Source organism: Oscillatoria sp. FACHB-1406, assembly GCF_014698145.1.
Taxonomy (GTDB): Bacteria; Cyanobacteriota; Cyanobacteriia; order Cyanobacteriales; family Spirulinaceae; genus FACHB-1406.
This window is the reverse complement of the sequence record NZ_JACJSM010000017.1, coordinates 23686-42052: the sequence shown is the minus strand read 5'-3', so window position 1 is coordinate 42052 and position 18367 is coordinate 23686. Positions and strand designations below refer to the sequence as shown.

Here is an 18367-nt window from a genome sequence, read left to right as displayed (position 1 = left end):
ATTCAATTACATCTATACTTCTGGAAATTTAACGGGCTAAAACGGGCGCGAAAGCCCACAAACTGACTCCCGTTACTAGCACGCAGAGAATCCCGGCTAACCCTGCGAGTGGTTGCTTTCCAATCCCCACGCCCCAAGCCGGACTTTCTTCGCTGTAAGACATTAATTCGGCGCTATCGAGGATTGTTAAGCCCCAAATCCAGCCCGCGTGCAGCCCCCAGGCTAAACCCAAACTTCCCCCATCAACCCAACGCGCTACCGCTAAAACTAGCCCCATTAAAAAGAGTCCGGGAAGTTGCGGAAGGGTTTGCTGTCGATCCCAGAGAAGATGAGAAAGGGCGAAGATCGAACTCGATAATACAGCCGCGATCGCGATTCCACTCCCGCGTTCTAATTCCGTTAAAAGAAAGCCTCGAAAAATTAATTCTTCGGTTCCGCCAATCCACAATCCTAACGCTAAAATCGGCACAGAAAGCGAAAGGAGCCGTTTAAAATTGTTCGACTGCCATCGCACCCACCCCGCTAAAGTTTCGCCAAAAAATGCGATACTGAGTCCCAATATGCTCGCGATTATTCCTAGGCTAAGGGAAATGAAGAGTTCCGGTTGCAGCTTGAAGCCGTAGTCGAAAAAAGAACTTCCCAGCACTCTCGTCGCTCCCCACAGGATTAAAGGAGCGATCGCGTACAGTGATGCTAAGATCGGTAGCTTTTGTTGCCCCGTTAGCGGTTGACTTGGATTCCACTTCAGTGTTTTCGCGAGTGGAATGGCAACGGGCAGCCAAAGTATTAGCCACGCCGCAAAAAAAGCCATGACTTTTACCGAGGCGACCGCCATTGGAAGCGATCGCTCTGGGGACGCGATCGCGCCATTAAAGATGTTACTTATCTCCATATACCCAGCTTTGAGAGAACCTAGAGCCGCAACCGGAGTGGAAAAATCAAGATACTTTGACACTCGCAAAAATGCAAGCGTCGAACGAATAAGCTCTCGATTGGACTATTAATCCTCTCCGGTTTGCACTCTCATTCTCTGATTCCAGCCTTAAGCGCTCATCGCTTCGTCATCAGCATCGTCTTCTCGTTCGCTATCGACCTGCTTCAAGTGAATGTGCTTGTAACCCAGCTTAATTTCAAACTCGTCACCTGGTTCCAATCCCATTGCCTGAGTATAGGTCGAACCGATTACAATTTGACCGTTTTTATGCACGCTGACGCGGTAAGTCGGTTCGCGACCTCTGCCGTCTTTCGTCCCTTCTGGATCGAGGGGAACCCCTTTTGCACCCAGCACTGCATCGTAAAACGCAGTTAAATTGACTCGGGTCTGGTTATCCCGGGTGAGTGTGTAATAGCCGCAACGCTTTGCTGTCTCCCGGCGCGGGAGATGTCCAAGCTCTTTTACCTTTTGAAGCAAAGCTTTTCCAGTTAGAGGATTCGATGGAATGTCACTCATGTTTCTACTAAACGTTATTCAGTCTAAACTCTTGTCAGCCCGAGGCCGTGCCGCAGATTTTTTAAGGTTCGTTGGTTTTCGTTATCGGCAGGGGTAGATTTTACCCCTCGACTCCCGATCCATTTATTAGTACCATTGCAACCCGTATTTTCTTTTTGCATCTGCCCACTCTATCATAAGAGTTTTTTTCGGCTCTGAATTGACTATATCAAAATATATCCCTAAATCTCTCGAAGTTGTCTAAAAAATTTAGAGATAATTAAAAAATATCAAAAAAATCACCGATCGCGGTTTTCGCCGAAAAAATGGCTGGGTTTTGACAGTGGGTTGTCTCCGACTAAAAAATGAACCTGCATCTCTCAGAAGGTTGATAAGTGTTTTAAACTAAAATAATGATGAGAGGATTGACAAAGCGACAGCAAAAACGCTAGTCTATCTCCTTTTGCTGGGGCAGTATTTTTGAGGCAGTCACGATGGAAGTGCTTTTTAAGGTCGCTCGAGGGCAGCAACAACAACAACCTATCGTCCAAACTTATCGATTAAGTCTCGAACCGGGGAATACAGTTCTCGATGCTTTAAATCGAATTAAGTGGGAGTTAGATGGAAGCTTAGCGTTTCGGAAAAATTGCCGCAACACAATTTGTGGAAGTTGCGCGATGAGAATCAACGGGCGTTCTGCCCTTGCTTGCCAAGAAAGTATCGGCAGTGAAGTCGCTCGATTTGCTCGAACTTCGGACTCTCAAATTCCAGAAATTACGATCGCGCCGTTGGGAAATTTGCCCGTCATTCGGGATTTAGTGGTCGATATGAGCGGTTTCTGGAATAATCTCGAAGCGGTGGAACCCTACGTCAGTACGCGCGGACGCGCCTTGCCGGAACGCGAATTCCTGCAAACGCCCGAGGAGCGATCGCAACTCGATCGCAGTGGCAACTGCATTCTCTGCGGCGCTTGTTATTCCGAGTGCAACGCGCGAACGGTTAACCCCGATTTTGTCGGCCCCCACGCCCTCGCCAAAGCGCAACGCTTAGTTAAGGATTCGCGCGATAGCGCCACCGAAGCGCGCTTGGAGGAATACAACCAAGGAACCCAAGGTGTTTGGGGCTGTACGCGCTGTTATTGGTGCAATGCAGTCTGTCCGACGGGTGTCGCGCCGATGGATCGAATCGGCGAAATCAAGCAGGAAATTTTGCAGCAAAAAACAGCCAGCGATAGCCGTTCGATTCGCCATCGCAAGGTACTCATCGATCTCGTTAAGGATGGGGGCTGGATCGACGAACGCAAATTTGGCTTAATGGTCGTCGGGAACTATCTGCGCGATCTTAAAGGATTGTTGAGTTTAGCTCCTTTAGGTCTGAGAATGTTGGCACGGGGCAAGTTTCCCCTAGAGTTTGAAGCTTCTGAGGGGACGGAAACGGTGCGATCGCTCATTGAAGCAGTACAAAGCACCAAAGAGCGATCGGATTCGTAGGGACGAGTTTAGCTAAAACCCTTGCTATGAGGTAAATTCAAGCAGTCAAAACCCGCCCTCTTCAAGTTAAGGTTATTTTCGTCAACCTACTTAGCCTGCTGGTTGAGTCGCATTTTGTATTTTGAGAATTAAGGCGAGACTGCCTCCGCAATCGTTCCGAGCGAGCTTGAAGTTACAAGAAAGCTGAGAAACGCTCTCCCTTACAATTGATAAACTTCGCTCAATCTCCATGATTCAAAAATCATACGCGGCCTCGATCTGGCTATTTACCTCCTTTGCCTGTCTTGCGATCGCGCCTTTGCCCGCTTTAGCCGAAACTTCAACTCCTGTGGCTGAGAATACAAGCTCGATAGAAAACGTTTCAGAAGTTGACAGAGTTCTGGCGATTCGAGAAATTGCCCTCGCTTTCATTAAAGTAGGAGAGTACGATCGCGCGATCGCACTGGTTCGGACGATTTCCGACGAACGCTCCAAACAAGTCGAACTCGCGAACTTATGTGGAAGTCTCGCTCGAGCCGGAGAAACCGATCGCGCTTTACAACTAGCTAGCACAATCGCCGATGAAACTTTGAAGGTAGTTGCATTCAACTCGATCGCCGTTATCCTGGCAGAAGCCGGACAATTCGATCGCGCTATCCAAATTGCCGAAACGATTCCCAGTCCAGACTTAAAACTGATAGCTTTCAGCGATCTTGCTACCGAATTAGTAAAAGCCGGACAAGTCGATCGCGCTTTACAATTGATTCAAACTTTACCAGTGCGAGGTCGGCAGATCCGAGTAATTTTAACAATCGCTCTCAGTTTAGCGCTGGATGGAAACCTCGATCGCGTCCTCGACATCGCTCGCACTTTACCCGATGAAGCCGCTTCCCAAAACTTGATTGCTTTGGTATCGAGCCGCAAAATGGTTATGTTAGCTCGCTCGGGAGAACTCGAACAAGCCCTGCAATCGGCTCGGGAGATTTCAGATCCAGACTTGAAAGCATTAACGTTAAGGGATATTGCAGAGGCAGCAGCTAGCGCTGGAGCGAGCGATCGCGCCCTGCAAATCGCTCGCGAAATTAATCGCAATAGCTCTGAAAATACTTGGCAGCTTCAGGTTTTCCCAACGGTGGCGCGGGCGGTTGCAAAAACTGGCGCGATCGAGCGCGCCCTGCAAATCGCTCGCGAAATCTCCGATAACGATCTTCAAAACTTGACTGTTGGAGAAATTGCCAATATCGCTGCCGAAAATGGCAACATCGATCTCGCCCTCGACATCGCTCGCGAACTTCCGAGCGGTAGCACGCAAACCTATGCCCTACGCGATATTACGCTCAGCGTTGCCGATACGGGGCAAATCGATCGCGCTCTCCAATTAGTCGAAACCATCCCGAATGGGCCTTGGAAAAGTTATGCTTTAAGCGATATCGCCGTCGCGATCGCCAAAAATGGAGAAATGGATCGCGCTTTGCAATTGGTGCGCTCTCTACCGACAGAAGGCTCGAGAGCGATGGCATTAAAGGATATTGCACCGCTTTTAGTACGAGCCGGTAATGTTAATCTTGCCCTGCAACTGGCTCGAGAACTTAGCGATAAAGCTCAAACTGCTGAAGTCTTCGCCGATATTGCCATAGAATTAGCCTCTAACGGACAAAAAGAACGCGCGATCGCCTTATTAGACGAAGCCGTATCTTCCCTCCGTTAGAATCGAGCCAATCAATAAAGAGGAATGACAGCAGAAAATCAAGACCCGATTGCACAACCCTCAAACGAGGAAATTGCCGAACCCGTCGAGCAACCTGCTTTCGGTTGGACAGCCTATGCCGAAAAAATCAATGGACGTTTTGCGATGACCGGCTTTATCTTACTTTTATTGTTGGAACTTTGGACCGGACAAAGTTTCTGGGCGTGGTTGGGTTTGCGTTAATAGAATCGAACAGCGAATAAGATTACTAATTTACGCCTAATGTGAATTAGAAGCCAGAAAGATCGCTCTTACTGTTCTTTCTCCCCTCTCCCACCGATTGGGAGAGGGGCTGGGGGTGAGGGAAATCAAGACTTTTGGATAATGCACATCAGACGTAATTTGTAAGACCTGTTCGCTGTTAACTGGCTAACTCCAATCTTCCTGCTCGCCATTACGATTGCGATTGTAAATTCGCTCGGCATGAAGTTGACGGGATATATCAAATAATTCCTCTTCTGTCAAGCCCCACTGGGTTAAAAAGCGATCGAGATCGGCTTGCAGTTCGCGCGCGCCGGGAAAATTGCGATAGCGAATCCGCAGGCGCGCGAGTTCGGCGAGGTTATAATCGCTTTTTCCTTCTGCTTGGAAGCGCTCGACGATCGCGCGATCCTTCTGTTCCTGCGGGTGTCGTTGTTCGGATTGACGAGTCACGATTGGGATTGAACTAGCTGGCCATAATATATTCTTGCACCTGCGATCGCCGTTTCTTCAGATGCTTGAGTGCCTGCTGTTCGAGTTGGCGCACTCGTTCGCGACTGAGGTTGAGTCTTTGACCGACTTTCGCTAAAGACAATTCCGTCCCATCCTCCAATCCGTAACGCAAGTTAATAACGCTGCGCTGTTGCGGCGTAAGTTCGGCTAACAGATTTCGCAAGTCCTGACGCAGCGATTCTTGGGTCATATAAGTATCTGGGGAAAGTCCGTCATCTTCTAATAACTCGGACAGTTCCGTGTCTTGGTTGTCGCCAACGCGCACGTCCAGAGAAATCGGTTGTCGCGACAAACTTAGATACTCCCGAATCTGGGAGGTATCGAGTTCCAATTCGACGGCAATTTCGGCAGGCGTAGCGCTGCGCCCCAGCTTTTGAGAGAGTTCGCGCTGAACGCGCTTGATTTTGTTGAGTTTTTCGGTAATGTGGATCGGAAGCCGAATCGCCCTAGCCTGTTGCGCGATCGCGCGCGTAATCGCCTGACGAATCCACCAATAAGCATAGGTGGAAAACTTATATCCCTTCGTCGGATCGAATTTTTCAACGCCGCGTTCGAGTCCCAAACTGCCTTCTTGGATTAAATCGAGGAACTCCATGTTGCGCTTTTGGTATTTTTTCGCGATCGCAACCACCAAACGCAAGTTCGCTTCGATCATTTTTCGCTTGGCGCGATCGCCTTGTCGCAAAATCAAATCGAGTTCCATCTCCTCAATTCCCAGGCGAGTCGCCCACTCCGTCCGGGTTGGAACGCGCCCCAATTCCGCTTGTAGTGCTTCCTTCTCGCACAGCAAAGGCATCATTTTTTGAACTTGTTTGCCGTAAACAATTTCCTGTTCGCGACCGAGCAAAGGTACGCGACCGATCTCATGCAAATAAGCACGTACCATATCTGCGGAGAAGGAGGGAGATCCGGTAACTTTGTCTAGGTTGGCAGTGGGCATCGTATAGTATATGACTCCGTAAATAAGCGACATCTGAGTCGCTGGGGCTGATGATCGCTAAAAAGTCGAATAACTTTCTGCAAGCGGGTTTGGAGAATCTATCAATTTCCTTTCCGGGAAGAACTTTTTCGGGAGATTTACACGAAGTCATAATGACTTCGCCTTAATAAATTCTAGTAAAAATAGAGACGTTCGTAAAGGAGAAAAGTTCGCCACTCCCCAGGGCGGGGATCGCAAGTTAGCACCTGCTAAGGAAGCCTTTCTAATACTCATCTTGCCCCGCTAAGCCGCCAAATGTAACATCCTTTGAGAGACGGGTCTCCGTACCGCTTTCCGAGGGTAGAGATCGGGTATCTCTACAGCAAGATATTGGGAAAGTCTCTAGAAAAATTTGTAATTCTTATCTTTTGGGCAGCTTTTCCCCAAAATATTCCCCACGCTTTCCACAGGCGATCGAGAATTTTCCCCACAAGCGGTCAACTTTTCCACAGCCCGGAGGGTCGAACTGCGATTGTAGCGTTAGGTAGGGGATTTTGCTTTTTTCGCAGATCCCCACCCGATCCTACTCAGTTTTCATGAAGTTATGTAAATAAAAATGCCCTGAAACCCTTATGCTGTCGTAAATCTTTTTTTTTGCTAAAGATATTTGTAACATTTCGCAGCATTGACAAACCCCTCTCTCTACGCCGAAATAGAAGAAGGAAGAGGTCGAGGGACAAGCAACGCCGCAAGGCAAATATTGTCTTGTTGCTGTCGTACCTCAACCTGTCGATCTTTCGACCCCTAGGAGGCGAGCGTGAACTCAAACATCAGCATCTTGGCAGAAATCCCAGAAGAACTCCACAAATCCTTAAGAGAGTATCTCGACGCACACCCAGCTTGGGATCAAGACCAAGTGTTTGCTGTCGCCTTATCTCTGTTTTTTCTGCAAAATCTGCCGAAAAAACCCGTTCGACTTTTTCCGATTACGCCAACAGTTCTTCCGATATTGCATCAAACCGATTCTCTGTCCTATGTTGGCAGTCGCGATCGCAACTGAAGCGGCGCGTCCCGGCTCAAAAGCCAGCCCCAAACGCTATTGACAAAATCGCTAAGATACGCATAACCCTTGTAGGGGGGCAAACATTTGTTCGCCCCCCTACAATAATAATTATTGCCAGCAATGCCCGATTTAGATCGTTTTATAGCAACAGACACATCGATGAGGACAATCCGATCGGTAGAAAACCGGGCGAATGCCATTCGCCCCTACCCAAATTTGTCCTAACTGCCTTGGCGATGGCTATACTTGGACGGGCGATCGCACGTTTAGCGTTCCTCTAGCTGATGGTTCGCAGTATAAGGGAAGATATCTCAGCGTTATTCGCGCGCTAATTGCCTTTAGGTTGCAAGCTTCTCGATACTAACCAGAAGGTTAGAAGCGAGAACCCCAGCAGTACGCCGCAACTGAGAAAAAAGCTCGATGTGGGGGGTTCGAGCAGCGTTTGTCGCAAGACGGTCGCTGCATGAGTTGCGGGGCTGAAGTCGCCCAAAAACTGCACGATGCGGGGCAAACGGCTAGCTGGTAATAAAACCGGGCCGATGAAGAGCGCTAGCATCGTAACGAGGAGCGTTACAGCGCCCGTTACTTCGGGATTGGGAGCCTTAATGCCGATCGCAGCACCAACGCCCGCCAAAGGCACGACGCAGAGCGGAATTGCCAGCCATAAGAGCCAATGAAGGGTTAGCGGGAGTTGTAAAAACCAGGAACCGAATAATAAGGTAACGAGTAAGGCAGGGAAGGAAAGCAGGAAAAAGGCGAGAACGACCGCTAGAATAAGGAGCGATCGCCGAACGGGGAGTGTCATGTAGAAATCCAGCACCCCGGAAAAGCGCATATAGGCAAAGCGGGAGGAGAGGTTGCCCAAATTGCCAAACATCAATGACATCACCAAACTGCCGATTAAAATCGCGCTTTTCGCTTCGCGATCGCCGTTCGGGGCAAAGGTTCCGAGGGCGATGATACTGAGGACGGGGCTGATGGTGGCTGTCAGCGCGATCGCTTGCCACGACCAACGCCAGTTACTCAGTTCGATGCAGCAGAGATCGAGTAATTGTAGCAGGGGAGGAAGGGGCTTACGGTTGAGTTGCATAATGCAGGTACAAGTCTTCTAAGGTGGCAGAATAAAGGCGAAAATCGTCGATTCGCTCCAAATCGAGGGCATTGAGAGTGCTATCGACGCGATCGCGTCCTAATAAAATCCGCCAGCGTCCCGGTTCCATGCGATCGCAAACCAAACCATCGGGCAGTTCTGGGGAATAGTCGCTCGCAAAAAATAGCTCCAAACGTAACATTCGATCCACCTGTCGTTTCAAGTCGCTGGGACGACCGAGGGCGACTAACTTTCCCGCCCGCAAAATTCCCACGCGCTGAATCGCTTTTTCTGCCTCAATTGCATCGTGCGTCACCAAAATAATTGTGGTTCCCCGTTCCCCGTTTAATTGCCGCAAGTTGTCCCAAACAAGTCGCCGTCGCTGAGGATCGAGATCGTTGGTGGGTTCGTCCAAAATCAGTACGGGCGGCGAACCCGCCATCGCAACCGCTAATCGTAAGAGTCGTCGCTGTCCGCCGGATAATTGGGAACTGACGAGATCGCGCCATGCTTCCATTTGCCATTGGTGCAGGAGGCGATCGCGCTCTTGTTGCGCTTCTTTGCGGTTCATCCCGCGCAGGTGCGCCGTAAAATAGAGCGCTTCAGCTACGGTTAGGCTATTGACCGCGCCGCTCTCTTGGGGCATATAACCCACATTAACCTGTACGATTTCGGGAATAGTTCTGACCTCTTTTCCCCAAAAGTGAATGCTGCCCGAACCGAGCGGCAATAAATTCACCATTTGCTTGACAAGCGTGCTTTTTCCTGCACCGTTGTCTCCGAGAATGCCGAAAATTTCCCCCGGTTCGATCGCGAAGGTAATACCATTGTTAACGGGTTGCGACTGTCCCGGATAGGTTTTCACCAAGTCTCGAATCTCGTAGATCGGTACGAGCATAGTCTGTTCGACACTTTAAAATGGAATAGGGACGGAGCGATCGAGTGTATCCCATTGGTCAGATTAGAATGTAGCTCGCGAAATCTTTGCCATTGCTGCAACAATCTGTTGGGAAACAAAAGGCAAAAGCCCCAAATTATTTCCCTGACCTTCAGTGAAAACAACGAGGAGATAGGGCGAAAGGTCGGGAATTTCCACATAGGCCGCATCGTGACGCACGCGACTCGTCCAACCCGCTTTCGACCAAAGTTTAGCATCGCGCGGCAATCCCTCACCCAAAAAGCCTTTGACTTGATTTTCTTCTTCCGGTTCTAAGGTATCTTTGGCGCTGTTTGGATCGCGCTCGAGCAATTTCATCATCGCTTGCGATCGCACGCTCGATACGGCAACACCGCCGATAATCGCGTGGAGAAGCCGCGCTACTGCATCTGCGGTCAGCATATTGCGATTGTCCATTAACTCGCCGACAAAAGCGCGTTCTCGACCGTAGGGGCCGTCTCCCCAAGTCTTTTGGTTGACGTTAACCCCTTCTAATTCAGGCCATCCCAAAGATTGATAATAACGGTTGACGAGATTGCGTTGGTACTTCCAAGTTTCAAAGGGTCCCGTCGGCAGTTCGGGGCCGCTGGTGGTTCCGGTCAGCACATCGACGATTAAACTGGTGGCATCGTTGCTCGAATCGACGATCGCATCGCGCATAGATCGTTCGACTTCGGTAGAGGGCGCAGCCATATCCGTTTCTAGCCATTCGTGCATCGCGACTAGATAGAATAACTTCACCACGCTCGCCGGGTAAATACGCTCCAGCCCCCGATAGCTAAACCCGCGTACCGGATGCGCCCAAAATTCCTCCGGTCGCATCGCACCGCCGGTATTGGAGATTGCGGGCGGATCGTAAACAATCCAGGTCAAGGCGAGTCGATCGCGCGCTAAGCTGGGAAATTGAGCGCGGGTCGTTTCGATAATTTCGGTTCCAAGTTGTTCGAGGCCCTCGTCTTTCTGAAAAAAAGGCATATCAATTCAAAATTAAAAATGCAACGTTGAAAATATCTGAGGGTATAAGAAAAGACGCGATCGCGAATCGCGTCCCTCTTCTCTTCTCCACAGATAATGAGGCTTTATTAAGGTCTTAATTAGCCTTTCTGTTGATATTGGCGTGCCATATCTCGGTAGACTTTCAAACTCGGCCCCGGGCGGCGGCGAGAGACCTTCTGCCCGCCCATTAAGTGGTTAGGTGCGAAAGTATTATCTTCAACCGAGTTAGCAGCAGCATTCGTCGCGCTAGCTGCCGGACGAACGGGCTGCGCTTCTACTACATCGTTCTTAACCGATTTGGCGCGAGATTTGACCTTTTTGGCGGTCGCTGCCGACTTGTCAGCAGTGGAATCTACCGCATCGCTGACGGTATCTTTGGCATCAGCCACCGCGCCCTTAACGTTTTCTGTAGCGTTAGCGACAGCTTCTTTGGCATCGGAAGCTGCATCTTTAACGGTTTCCGTAGCGTTAACTACGGCATCTTTTGCATCAGCAGCGACATCTTTAACGGTTTCTTTAGCGCTAGAGACAGCATCTTTGACGGTATCTTTAGCATCGGCGATCGCCGACTCAGCATCTTCCTTTAGCTCGAGAAAAAATTCATCTTTCTTACCAAAGAGTTTTTTGAGCGCATTAATCATGGGACGACTTCTCCTAAAACTTGCCAGATTGAGGTAACGTTGTGCAACCGAACGAAATAACCCGATGACCCACGCAAAGAACCTGGTTTCTACCCAACTCAGGATTATTGAAGGAACCTAGGAATGACGAAGAAGCCCGGTTTCTAGCTTCGTCCTGCGTAAGCCCCGTATCGATGGCTTCTGCCTTCGCGAAAGCTCGATCGGGAGATCGGTGTGAAGAAAGTTTTGTTCTTAAACGCGATCCCTATTTTACCGTCAAGTGGGTTTCCTGCATTGACGATTGCAACTGTTCCAGGCTCAAAGATTTGATAAAACTCAGGGGTATCGGCCAGCGAGAAATCGACTGGGCATAAGCGGCGCTGAGATAGGGGCTGTATTGGGCGTTGCCTGCGACGTAAGTTTGGAAAAAGGCTAGAGCCATTGCTTTAGTATAGTCGTAAGCGATCGCGGGGTCGGGGCCCAAAACTTGCGGCGGCAGGGCGATATCTTCATCTGTCGTACCGATCGTCGAAAAATGCGTGCCGTTTTCGAGTAAGACGAGGTATTTATCCGGGGTAGTGAGGGTGGTAAAAGGACGAATTTGTTCCTCTAGGGCAGGGGTTACAGCATCGGCACTCCCTGAAATTAACATAATCGGCGTTTTGAGGGAGGCGAGTTGTTGCGGACCAAAAATCTGACTGCTGAGAGGATTAATCGCGATCGCGGCTTTAATGCGGCTATCGCTAAGATTATAATTCGGCTCCGGCAGTCTTAAGGCTTGGCACTGAAGGAGAAAGGAAATATTAAAATCAAGGCTATTCGGATCGCAATTGCTTTGCAGTTCCTCGGTATTGAGTTGCGCCCCGGCTAGTGCTAAAGCAGTGTAGCCCCCGAAGGACTGACCGACAACACCGACGCGCTGCCAGTCGATTTGTTGGGGGTACTGGCGCTGCAATTCATCGAGCAAAAATTTAACATCGAGAGGGCGATCGAGCAATTCTCTCGGCGGCGTAATATCTTTAACTAAGCCGTTAGCTAAGGCTTGTAACTGGGCGGCGTTACTGCCGGGATGTTCGGGAACGGCGACGGCAAAACCGTGAGACGCTAAATGTAGAGCTAAGTAGCGGTAGCTGTCGCGATTAGAACCCAATCCGTGAGAAATGACAATCAGAGGCACGCTTGTGCCTTGCTGGGGGAGGTAAAAATCGATGGGAAAAGTGCGATTGCGCGCAACATCGTTGAGAATAAGGCTTTGTTGAGTGAAGGGAATCGATCCCGCTTGCTGCAAATCGAGAGGAAATTCACTCGAATCGTTGCCGATTTCGGTGAGGGCTTCTTGTCGGATGGCTGAGATTGCGCCTTCCGTCTGCCGCACCAAACTGCTGACGCGCCCGATTAACTCAAAAACGCGAGCAGAATTAATACGAATGCTGGTAGTCGGGAACTTCCTGAGAACATTGAGGGGAGTGAGTCCTTCTTTATCTGCCGCTGCTAGGATTAAGGCCGAACGAATTGCATAGAAACCGGACTGTCCGCTGCGCGTTTGGATTAACGTGCCTAATTCTCTTAAGATGATTTCGCCTTGGGGAGTGTAGAGAAATTGCGAAATTGCTACCGGCGTTACTTCCGCGCGCGTGCCTAAAATCTTTCGCAACTGTTCTTGCTGTTCGTCGTTCAAGCGATTGATATAAGGCGCTAAATCGGGCTGCACGTTACCGTTGTCTGCGTAGCGTTGCAGCGACTCGACTGCTAGTGAAAATTCTAACGGCCCGACAAACAGAGAAACGCGATCGGCACTTCTAGCCGGAGTCGCCACCATTGAGATACCGAGAACGCAGCCTAAATTCAACAGCAGAAGGCTCAAACTTTTGTATCTTTGCTGTCGAGGAGGAGTGCGCGGGATTAAAACAACTCCATCAGCCCCTAAAGTCAGGGAAGCCTTTTCTCTGTCGGACTGTCGAGAAATTGCAAACATGGAAGGCAACAGAACAACTTACTAGGTTACAGATTACAAGGGACAAGCAGAAGACGCAACTCCTAACTTTCCGCGATCGCTGCCCGAAAATGCTTAGCGAGAATTGGCGTTTTTCATCGACAAGCTAATTCGCTTCAGTTTCTCATTAACTTCAATTACTCTGACTTTCACCACTTGTCCGACTTTCACCACTGTTTTGGGATCGCTAATAAAACGATCTGCCAGTTGCGAAATGTGAACTAAGCCGTCTTGATGAACGCCAATATCGACGAATGCGCCAAAGTTGGTTACGTTGGTGACAATCCCCTCTAGTTCCATTCCAGTTTCCAGATCGGAAATTTCATTAATGCCTTCCTTAAAGGTGGCATACTGAAATTGCTCGCGCGGATCTCTGCCCGGTTTTTCAAGTTCGCGAACAATATCTTTTAAAGTGGGCAATCCGACTGTCTCAGTCATATATTTTTTAAGGTCGAGGGATTTAAGTTTATCGGCAGCGCGAGTAAGGGGAACTTCAAGATCGGCAACAATCGTTTTAGCAATATTGTAGCTTTCAGGATGAACGGCGGTATTATCAAGGGGGTTATCGCCATTTCGGATGCGTAAAAAACCAGCCGCTTGCTCAAAAGCTTTAGTGCCTAATTTGGCAACTTTAAGAAGCTGGCGGCGATTTTTAAAGGCTCCATTTTCGTTGCGATAGGCAATAATATTCTGGGCAATTGCAGGCGTTAATCCCGATACAAAGGTTAGTAATTCCTTAGAAGCCGTGTTAAGATCGATGCCGACATAGTTAACGCAGCTTTCTACCGTCTTTTCTAACTTTTGTTTGAGTAGCTTTTGCTCGACATCGTGCTGGTACTGCCCGACACCAATAGATTTGGGGTCGATTTTAACCAGTTCGGCGAGAGGGTCTTGCAGACGGCGGCCGATACTAATAGCCCCACGCACGGTAAGATCGAGATCGGGAAATTCCGATCGCGCTACTTCACTCGCTGAATAAATCGACGCACCGGATTCGTTCACCATAACTTTAATCGGTTTGCGATCGCAACTCGCTAACACCTCCCCGATAAACGCATCAGTTTCCCGAGATGCCGTTCCATTTCCAATAGCGATTAATTCAATCTTATATTTTTCAATCAAAGCCTTGACAATTGTCGCCGCTTGTATTCTTTTTCCTTCACCTGTATGAGGAAAAATCGGACAATATTCTAGAAACTTTCCGGTTTCATCTAACACTGCAACCTTACAACCCGTGCGAAATCCCGGATCGATCGCAAGGGTTGGTTTCATCCCAGCGGGGGCTGATAAAAGTAACTCCCGCAAGTTTGTTTCAAAAGTTTGAATTGAAGCAATATCGGCTTCTAATTTTTTTTTCGATCGCACTTCCGTTACAAGAGAATTTTTCATCAGACGTTTAAAAGCATCCTTAATCGTTGCCTGATAAAAATCTCTAACTTCCCGATTTTTAGCGCGGATTTCCTGCGATTCGAGGTAAGCAAGAACTTCATTTTCCTCAAAATCGAGATCGAGGGTTAATATTCCTTCCGTTTCGCCGCGATATAGTGCTAAAAGATTATGCGGCGCAATTTTCGTTACTGCGGCACTGTAATCGCGATACATTTCAAACTTTGTCGTTCCTTCGGGATAGTCTTCCTTCATTTTGGAAACGAAAGCAGATCGCTTCAAAAGGAATTCGCGAATGTAAGCCCGAAACTCCGATTTTTCGGCAATTTCTTCGGCGATAATGTCGGCAGCCCCTTTAAGGGCATCTTCAGCCGTTTTCACCCCCAATTCTGTATTAACATACCGAGCCGATTCTGCTAGCAAAGATACTGAAGGTGCATTTTTTTGATTGTAGGATTGAATCAATTGTGCAAGCGGTTCTAAACCTTTTTCTCTGGCTGCGGTGGCGCGGGTACGACGTTTGGGTTTGTAGGGAAGGTAAAGATCTTCAAGTTCATTTTTCTGCAAACAAGACTCGATCTTTTGTTTCAAATCATCCGTAAGTTTTCCTTGCGCCGCGATCGCGTCTAGAATGGTTTGCTTGCGTTGCTCTAACTCTTCGAGGTAGGTGTAGCGATCGAATACCGATCGAAGTTGCACCTCATCCATCGCTCCTGTCATTTCCTTACGATAGCGCGCGATGAAGGGAATTGTCGCCCCTTCTTTCCAAAGTGCGATCGCGTTCTCAATATTTTGGAGTTTCAGCGATAATTCAGTTGCTAAAGTTTGGGTTAAGTTCAACATTAGAGTGGTTTTTAATTCGTAATTCGTAATTTGTAGTTCGTAATTTGTAATTCAGAGTTCACCTGTCACAACTCATCATTCACCCTTCACAACTTATGATTTAGCATTCATAATTCAGCATTTATCCCTCATTCCTCACAACTCACCCCTCATCACTCATAATTCAGCATTCAGCATCCATCACTCATCACTCGATCGCCCAGCGCCCAAAAAAAAGGCACGTATTTCGGTATGATAAGATGGCTATCTTAAGAAAAACCAAACTCCGGGGCTAAATTTTTGGCTGCGGGGAACTGAAATCTTGCATTTGCGATCGGTAAAAATATGGCGACTCTCAAAATTGCTGTTTACATTGTTATCACGTTCTTCGTGCTGTTGTTCGTGTTCGGTTTCCTTTCGAGCGATCCTTCTCGTAACCCCAACCGTCGGGACTTAGAGTAGTAAGCGAGATCTAGCGCCCAGCGCTGGCAGTAACGCGAATCTCAAAATTGGCGACTCGTTTTCTTCAACGACTTAAATTTACCTGACGACCGGATATTTTCGCGATCGCGGGTAAAATGGGGTACGATCCGGGCAAAAACGTTTGTCCCGGCGTTGATAACGGGTCGCTAACCGCTGTTTGCGGGTCGCCGTTCCCGCTAGCTGGTTCCTAAACAAAACAATGTCTGTCCCCGTTGTTCCGCCCGAAATCCCTGCTGTCGTTCAACCCGTTGCTGCACAGACTTCCAGCAACTTAACGGAGTCTTCCCCCGAAACCGTCGTTCCGATTGCCGAGTCTCCCCAAGCGTCTCTTCCGCAACAATTAGCGCTTTCCTCGGCTGCGCCCTCCTCCCCCGAAACCTTTGCCCCCGAAGCTTCGGAATACCGCCAACCCTACGCCACAGATGGTACGGCTGCCGATTTAGGTCCGCCCATTTCGGTGGGTTATCGCATTCGTGAGAACGCGCCCGAGGTGGCTGAAAGTACGCCTGCTGCACCTTCCGAAACCGCAGATAATAGCGTCCTCGTTGCCTCAACCTCCTTACAAAACCTGTTAATTCCGAGTTTGACGCAACGACAAGAACGCGGCAGTGGCGGCGCGCGCATCATTACCCAAGAACGCGGCGGACAGGTGCAAGAATTCCAGATGACGCTGCCGACTTTGGAATCGCAGCCAGCCCAAGAACTTCCCATTCCCGATGCTTCTTCTCAAGAATCTCCCCCCGTCTCCCCGTCGCCCTCCCCCTATCCTCCCGTTACCCTCGACCCTGAAGATATCGTTGAAATTACCTCCGATCGCCAAGAATACGACCAAAAACGCGGCATTGTGACGGCAACGGGGAATGCAGTGATGCGCTTCTCAAAAGGCGTGATTACAGGCGATCGCGTGCAGGTTAATTTACGCAATCGCGTCGTGGTAGCGGAAGGAAATGTCGCCCTTAAACGCGGCGATCAAACCTTGCGCGGCGAACGATTTGAGTATTTCTTTGTCCAGGATAAAGGCATTATTGAAAATGCCAGCGGCGAAATCTATCAACCCAATATCGCCCGAGATTCTGCACCGAGAATTGGCGATCCTGCCGTGCTGGGGCGACCGTTAAGCGATCGCTTACTCGCCGAACAACCCGTCAACGGAGTTAGCGCTACCCAAGGATATAGCTTCACCGTCGGCGGAATCGGGGCAGCTACGCCGGGAACCAGTTTCCCAGCAGCAGGCGGACAGGGAACGCTCAACCGCCAGCGTTTTGAGGCGGCGCAAATCGAATTCGATGGCGAAGTCTGGCGCGGGCGGGACGTTCGCGTTACCAACGATCCATTTTCGCCGCCAGAGTTGGAAGTGCGCGCCGATACTGCCACAGTGAGAAATATCGGCCCGTTGCAGGATGAATTAGTCTTGGATAATCCGCGCTTGGTATTCGACCAAGGGCTAGCCTTGCCGTTATTTCCGCGCCGCTTTGTTTTCGATCGCCGCGAGCGAGATCCGGCTTTATTTACCATCGGTTACGATGAACGCGATCGCGGTGGGCTGTTTATAGAACGTTCCTTTGATATTTATCGCAGCGATCGCATCCGCTTTCAACTCACGCCGCAATATTTAATTCAGCGATCGATTTTGGATGGGCGGGGTATCGTTCCTAGCGCTTTTGGGCTGCGTGGCAATCTCGAAGCGCAATTTAGCGATCGCACTTGGCTGACCGCGAAAGCCTCCCTAAGCAGCTTACAACTCGACGACTACGAAAACAACCTGCGCCTTAATAGCAAGCTCAACCAACTCCTCGATATTTTTAATTACACCCATACGTTAACGGTAGAAGGGAACTACCGCGATCGCCTCTTCAACGGTTCTTTGGGCTTCCAGACCGTCCAAAGCAGCTTTGGGGCCGTTTTAGCCTCCCCCACCATTCCCCTCGGCGATACGGGCATTTTGCTCAACTACCAAGCCAGCTTGCAATTCATCAACGCCGATACCGACCGCCTCGACCTGCTTCCCGCCATCCGCGACAACAACCGCATTAGTTTGACGCGCTACCAAGGCGCAGCCACCCTCACCCGCTACTTCACCCTCTGGACGGGCGAAGCACTCCCCGCTACCCCCGACCAGGGTTTGCGCTACACCCCCAGACCTGTCGTTCCCAACCTTCAACTCACGACTCAACTTGCGGGTGTTGCCAGTTATTACAGCAACGGCGACACTCAGCCGACATTAACCGGCAGTATCGGTTTGTTAGGGCAGTTCGGACATTTTTCTCGCCCGTTCCTCGACTATACCGGGTTCAATATTACCTATTCCGAGTCAATTCGCGGGACTCAATCTCCATTTTTATTCGATCGCATCGTCGATACTCGTACCCTTTCTTTTGGGATTACGCAACAAATTTACGGCCCCTTCCGCTTTGGGTTTCAAACGCAATTGAACCTCAATACGGGTAAGGAAATTAGTACCGATTACCTGTTTGAATACAGTCGCCGCACCCATAATATTCTCTTGCGCTATAACCCCGTCCTCGGTCTGGCAGCGATTAGCTTGCGTATCAGCGATTTCAACTGGAACGGTTCGCCGCGACCTTTTGAAGGCAGTGGGGTGCGATCGGTCGAACAAGGCGTGATTCGGGACTTTTAATAATTTCGCGAAATTAAAAATTGAAAATTAAAAATTGCTCTCAAGTGCCGATTTCAGCAGT

17 protein-coding genes are annotated in these 18367 nt (G+C 49.4%); 7 read left to right on the top strand and 10 right to left on the bottom strand.

What is annotated here, in order from left to right:
* Positions 1-28: 28 nt before the first annotated feature.
* Both H6G50_RS16325 and H6G50_RS16320 read right to left on the bottom strand, forming a co-directional pair.
* Positions 29-955, bottom strand: coding sequence for a type II CAAX endopeptidase family protein (locus H6G50_RS16325; RefSeq protein ID WP_347239947.1), 927 nt, complete (start codon positions 953-955; stop codon positions 29-31).
* A gap of 87 nt (positions 956-1042) precedes the next feature.
* Entirely contained in the window at positions 1043-1450 is a 408-nt protein-coding gene (locus H6G50_RS16320; protein ID WP_190718349.1) for an AbrB family transcriptional regulator, read from the bottom strand.
* Between the two features lie 473 nt (positions 1451-1923).
* Between H6G50_RS16320 and H6G50_RS16315 the strand changes: the two genes are divergently transcribed.
* The 3 genes from H6G50_RS16315 to H6G50_RS16305 all read left to right on the top strand — a co-directional run bounded on the left by H6G50_RS16315 (position 1924) and on the right by H6G50_RS16305 (position 4828).
* Positions 1924-2919: a succinate dehydrogenase/fumarate reductase iron-sulfur subunit gene (locus H6G50_RS16315; RefSeq protein ID WP_190718346.1), complete on the top strand. Its 996-nt coding sequence runs from the start codon at positions 1924-1926 to the stop codon at positions 2917-2919.
* Between the two features lie 229 nt (positions 2920-3148).
* Positions 3149-4606: a hypothetical protein gene (locus H6G50_RS16310; protein ID WP_190718343.1), complete on the top strand. Its 1458-nt coding sequence runs from the start codon at positions 3149-3151 to the stop codon at positions 4604-4606.
* Positions 4607-4630: 24 nt separating this feature from the next.
* Positions 4631-4828 carry a chlorophyll A-B-binding protein gene (locus H6G50_RS16305; protein WP_190718340.1) on the top strand — a complete coding sequence of 66 codons (198 nt, stop codon included), beginning with the start codon at positions 4631-4633 and terminating at the stop codon, positions 4826-4828.
* 186 nt (positions 4829-5014) lie between these two features.
* Here the strand turns inward: H6G50_RS16305 and H6G50_RS16300 are convergent, their stop codons facing one another.
* Complete coding sequence (locus H6G50_RS16300; RefSeq protein ID WP_190718337.1) at positions 5015-5299, bottom strand: DUF3288 family protein; 285 nt, start codon at positions 5297-5299, stop codon at positions 5015-5017.
* A 13-nt stretch (positions 5300-5312) separates the two neighbouring features.
* Positions 5313-6299: an RNA polymerase sigma factor, RpoD/SigA family gene (locus tag H6G50_RS16295; RefSeq protein WP_190718555.1), complete on the bottom strand. Its 987-nt coding sequence runs from the start codon at positions 6297-6299 to the stop codon at positions 5313-5315.
* Between the two features lie 796 nt (positions 6300-7095).
* On the opposite strand from H6G50_RS16295, the gene H6G50_RS16290 reads away from it, so the two are divergent.
* On the top strand, positions 7096-7338 hold the full coding sequence (locus tag H6G50_RS16290) for a DUF2811 domain-containing protein (protein WP_190718334.1): 243 nt from the start codon (positions 7096-7098) through the stop codon (positions 7336-7338).
* A gap of 196 nt (positions 7339-7534) precedes the next feature.
* On the top strand, positions 7535-7705 hold the full coding sequence (locus H6G50_RS16285) for a hypothetical protein (protein ID WP_190718331.1): 171 nt from the start codon (positions 7535-7537) through the stop codon (positions 7703-7705).
* Here the strand turns inward: H6G50_RS16285 and H6G50_RS16280 are convergent.
* The 6 genes from H6G50_RS16280 to H6G50_RS16255 all read right to left on the bottom strand — a co-directional run bounded on the left by H6G50_RS16280 (position 7670) and on the right by H6G50_RS16255 (position 15206).
* Positions 7670-8431 (bottom strand): ABC transporter permease, encoded by a 762-nt coding sequence (locus H6G50_RS16280; RefSeq protein ID WP_190718328.1) that lies wholly within the window; start codon positions 8429-8431, stop codon positions 7670-7672. The two genes, H6G50_RS16285 and H6G50_RS16280, sit on opposite strands and share 36 nt — an antisense overlap.
* Complete coding sequence (locus H6G50_RS16275) at positions 8415-9329, bottom strand: ABC transporter ATP-binding protein (RefSeq protein WP_190718326.1); 915 nt, start codon at positions 9327-9329, stop codon at positions 8415-8417. The genes H6G50_RS16280 and H6G50_RS16275 overlap by 17 nt, the downstream gene beginning before the upstream one ends.
* A gap of 63 nt (positions 9330-9392) precedes the next feature.
* On the bottom strand, positions 9393-10343 hold the full coding sequence (locus H6G50_RS16270; RefSeq protein ID WP_190718324.1) for a serine hydrolase: 951 nt from the start codon (positions 10341-10343) through the stop codon (positions 9393-9395).
* A 119-nt stretch (positions 10344-10462) separates the two neighbouring features.
* Positions 10463-11005: a hypothetical protein gene (locus tag H6G50_RS16265; protein WP_190718321.1), complete on the bottom strand. Its 543-nt coding sequence runs from the start codon at positions 11003-11005 to the stop codon at positions 10463-10465.
* A gap of 244 nt (positions 11006-11249) precedes the next feature.
* The gene (locus H6G50_RS16260) at positions 11250-12959 is read right to left on the bottom strand and encodes an alpha/beta hydrolase (RefSeq protein WP_190718318.1); all 1710 of its coding nucleotides are present in this window, start codon (positions 12957-12959) and stop codon (positions 11250-11252) included.
* A gap of 93 nt (positions 12960-13052) precedes the next feature.
* A complete protein-coding gene (locus tag H6G50_RS16255; protein WP_190718315.1) occupies positions 13053-15206 on the bottom strand; it encodes a Tex family protein in 2154 nt (717 codons plus the stop codon).
* 324 nt (positions 15207-15530) lie between these two features.
* Between H6G50_RS16255 and H6G50_RS16250 the strand changes: the two genes are divergently transcribed.
* Together H6G50_RS16250 and H6G50_RS16245 are read left to right on the top strand one after the other, a co-directional pair.
* Complete coding sequence (locus H6G50_RS16250) at positions 15531-15647, top strand: photosystem II reaction center protein I (RefSeq protein ID WP_190718312.1); 117 nt, start codon at positions 15531-15533, stop codon at positions 15645-15647.
* A 220-nt stretch (positions 15648-15867) separates the two neighbouring features.
* Positions 15868-18306, top strand: a complete 2439-nt coding sequence (locus tag H6G50_RS16245) for a DUF3769 domain-containing protein (protein WP_190718309.1) — start codon at positions 15868-15870, stop codon at positions 18304-18306.
* Positions 18307-18367: the final 61 nt, after the last annotated feature.

Bases quoted from the DNA above. Each gene is read 5' to 3' on its own strand.
- H6G50_RS16320 (WP_190718349.1), bottom strand. From the start codon at position 1,450: ATGAGTGACATTCCATCGAATCCTCTAACTGGAAAAGCTTTGCTTCAA.
- H6G50_RS16315 (WP_190718346.1), top strand. From the start codon at position 1,924: ATGGAAGTGCTTTTTAAGGTCGCTCGAGGGCAGCAACAACAACAACCT.
- H6G50_RS16310 (WP_190718343.1), top strand. From the start codon at position 3,149: ATGATTCAAAAATCATACGCGGCCTCGATCTGGCTATTTACCTCCTTT.
- H6G50_RS16305 (WP_190718340.1), top strand. From the start codon at position 4,631: ATGACAGCAGAAAATCAAGACCCGATTGCACAACCCTCAAACGAGGAA.
- H6G50_RS16295 (WP_190718555.1), bottom strand. From the start codon at position 6,299: ATGCCCACTGCCAACCTAGACAAAGTTACCGGATCTCCCTCCTTCTCC.
- H6G50_RS16285 (WP_190718331.1), top strand. From the start codon at position 7,535: ATGCCATTCGCCCCTACCCAAATTTGTCCTAACTGCCTTGGCGATGGC.
- H6G50_RS16280 (WP_190718328.1), bottom strand. From the start codon at position 8,431: ATGCAACTCAACCGTAAGCCCCTTCCTCCCCTGCTACAATTACTCGAT.
- H6G50_RS16275 (WP_190718326.1), bottom strand. From the start codon at position 9,329: ATGCTCGTACCGATCTACGAGATTCGAGACTTGGTGAAAACCTATCCG.
- H6G50_RS16270 (WP_190718324.1), bottom strand. From the start codon at position 10,343: ATGCCTTTTTTTCAGAAAGACGAGGGCCTCGAACAACTTGGAACCGAA.
- H6G50_RS16265 (WP_190718321.1), bottom strand. From the start codon at position 11,005: ATGATTAATGCGCTCAAAAAACTCTTTGGTAAGAAAGATGAATTTTTT.
- H6G50_RS16260 (WP_190718318.1), bottom strand. From the start codon at position 12,959: ATGTTTGCAATTTCTCGACAGTCCGACAGAGAAAAGGCTTCCCTGACT.
- H6G50_RS16255 (WP_190718315.1), bottom strand. From the start codon at position 15,206: ATGTTGAACTTAACCCAAACTTTAGCAACTGAATTATCGCTGAAACTC.
- H6G50_RS16250 (WP_190718312.1), top strand. From the start codon at position 15,531: ATGGCGACTCTCAAAATTGCTGTTTACATTGTTATCACGTTCTTCGTG.
- H6G50_RS16245 (WP_190718309.1), top strand. From the start codon at position 15,868: ATGTCTGTCCCCGTTGTTCCGCCCGAAATCCCTGCTGTCGTTCAACCC.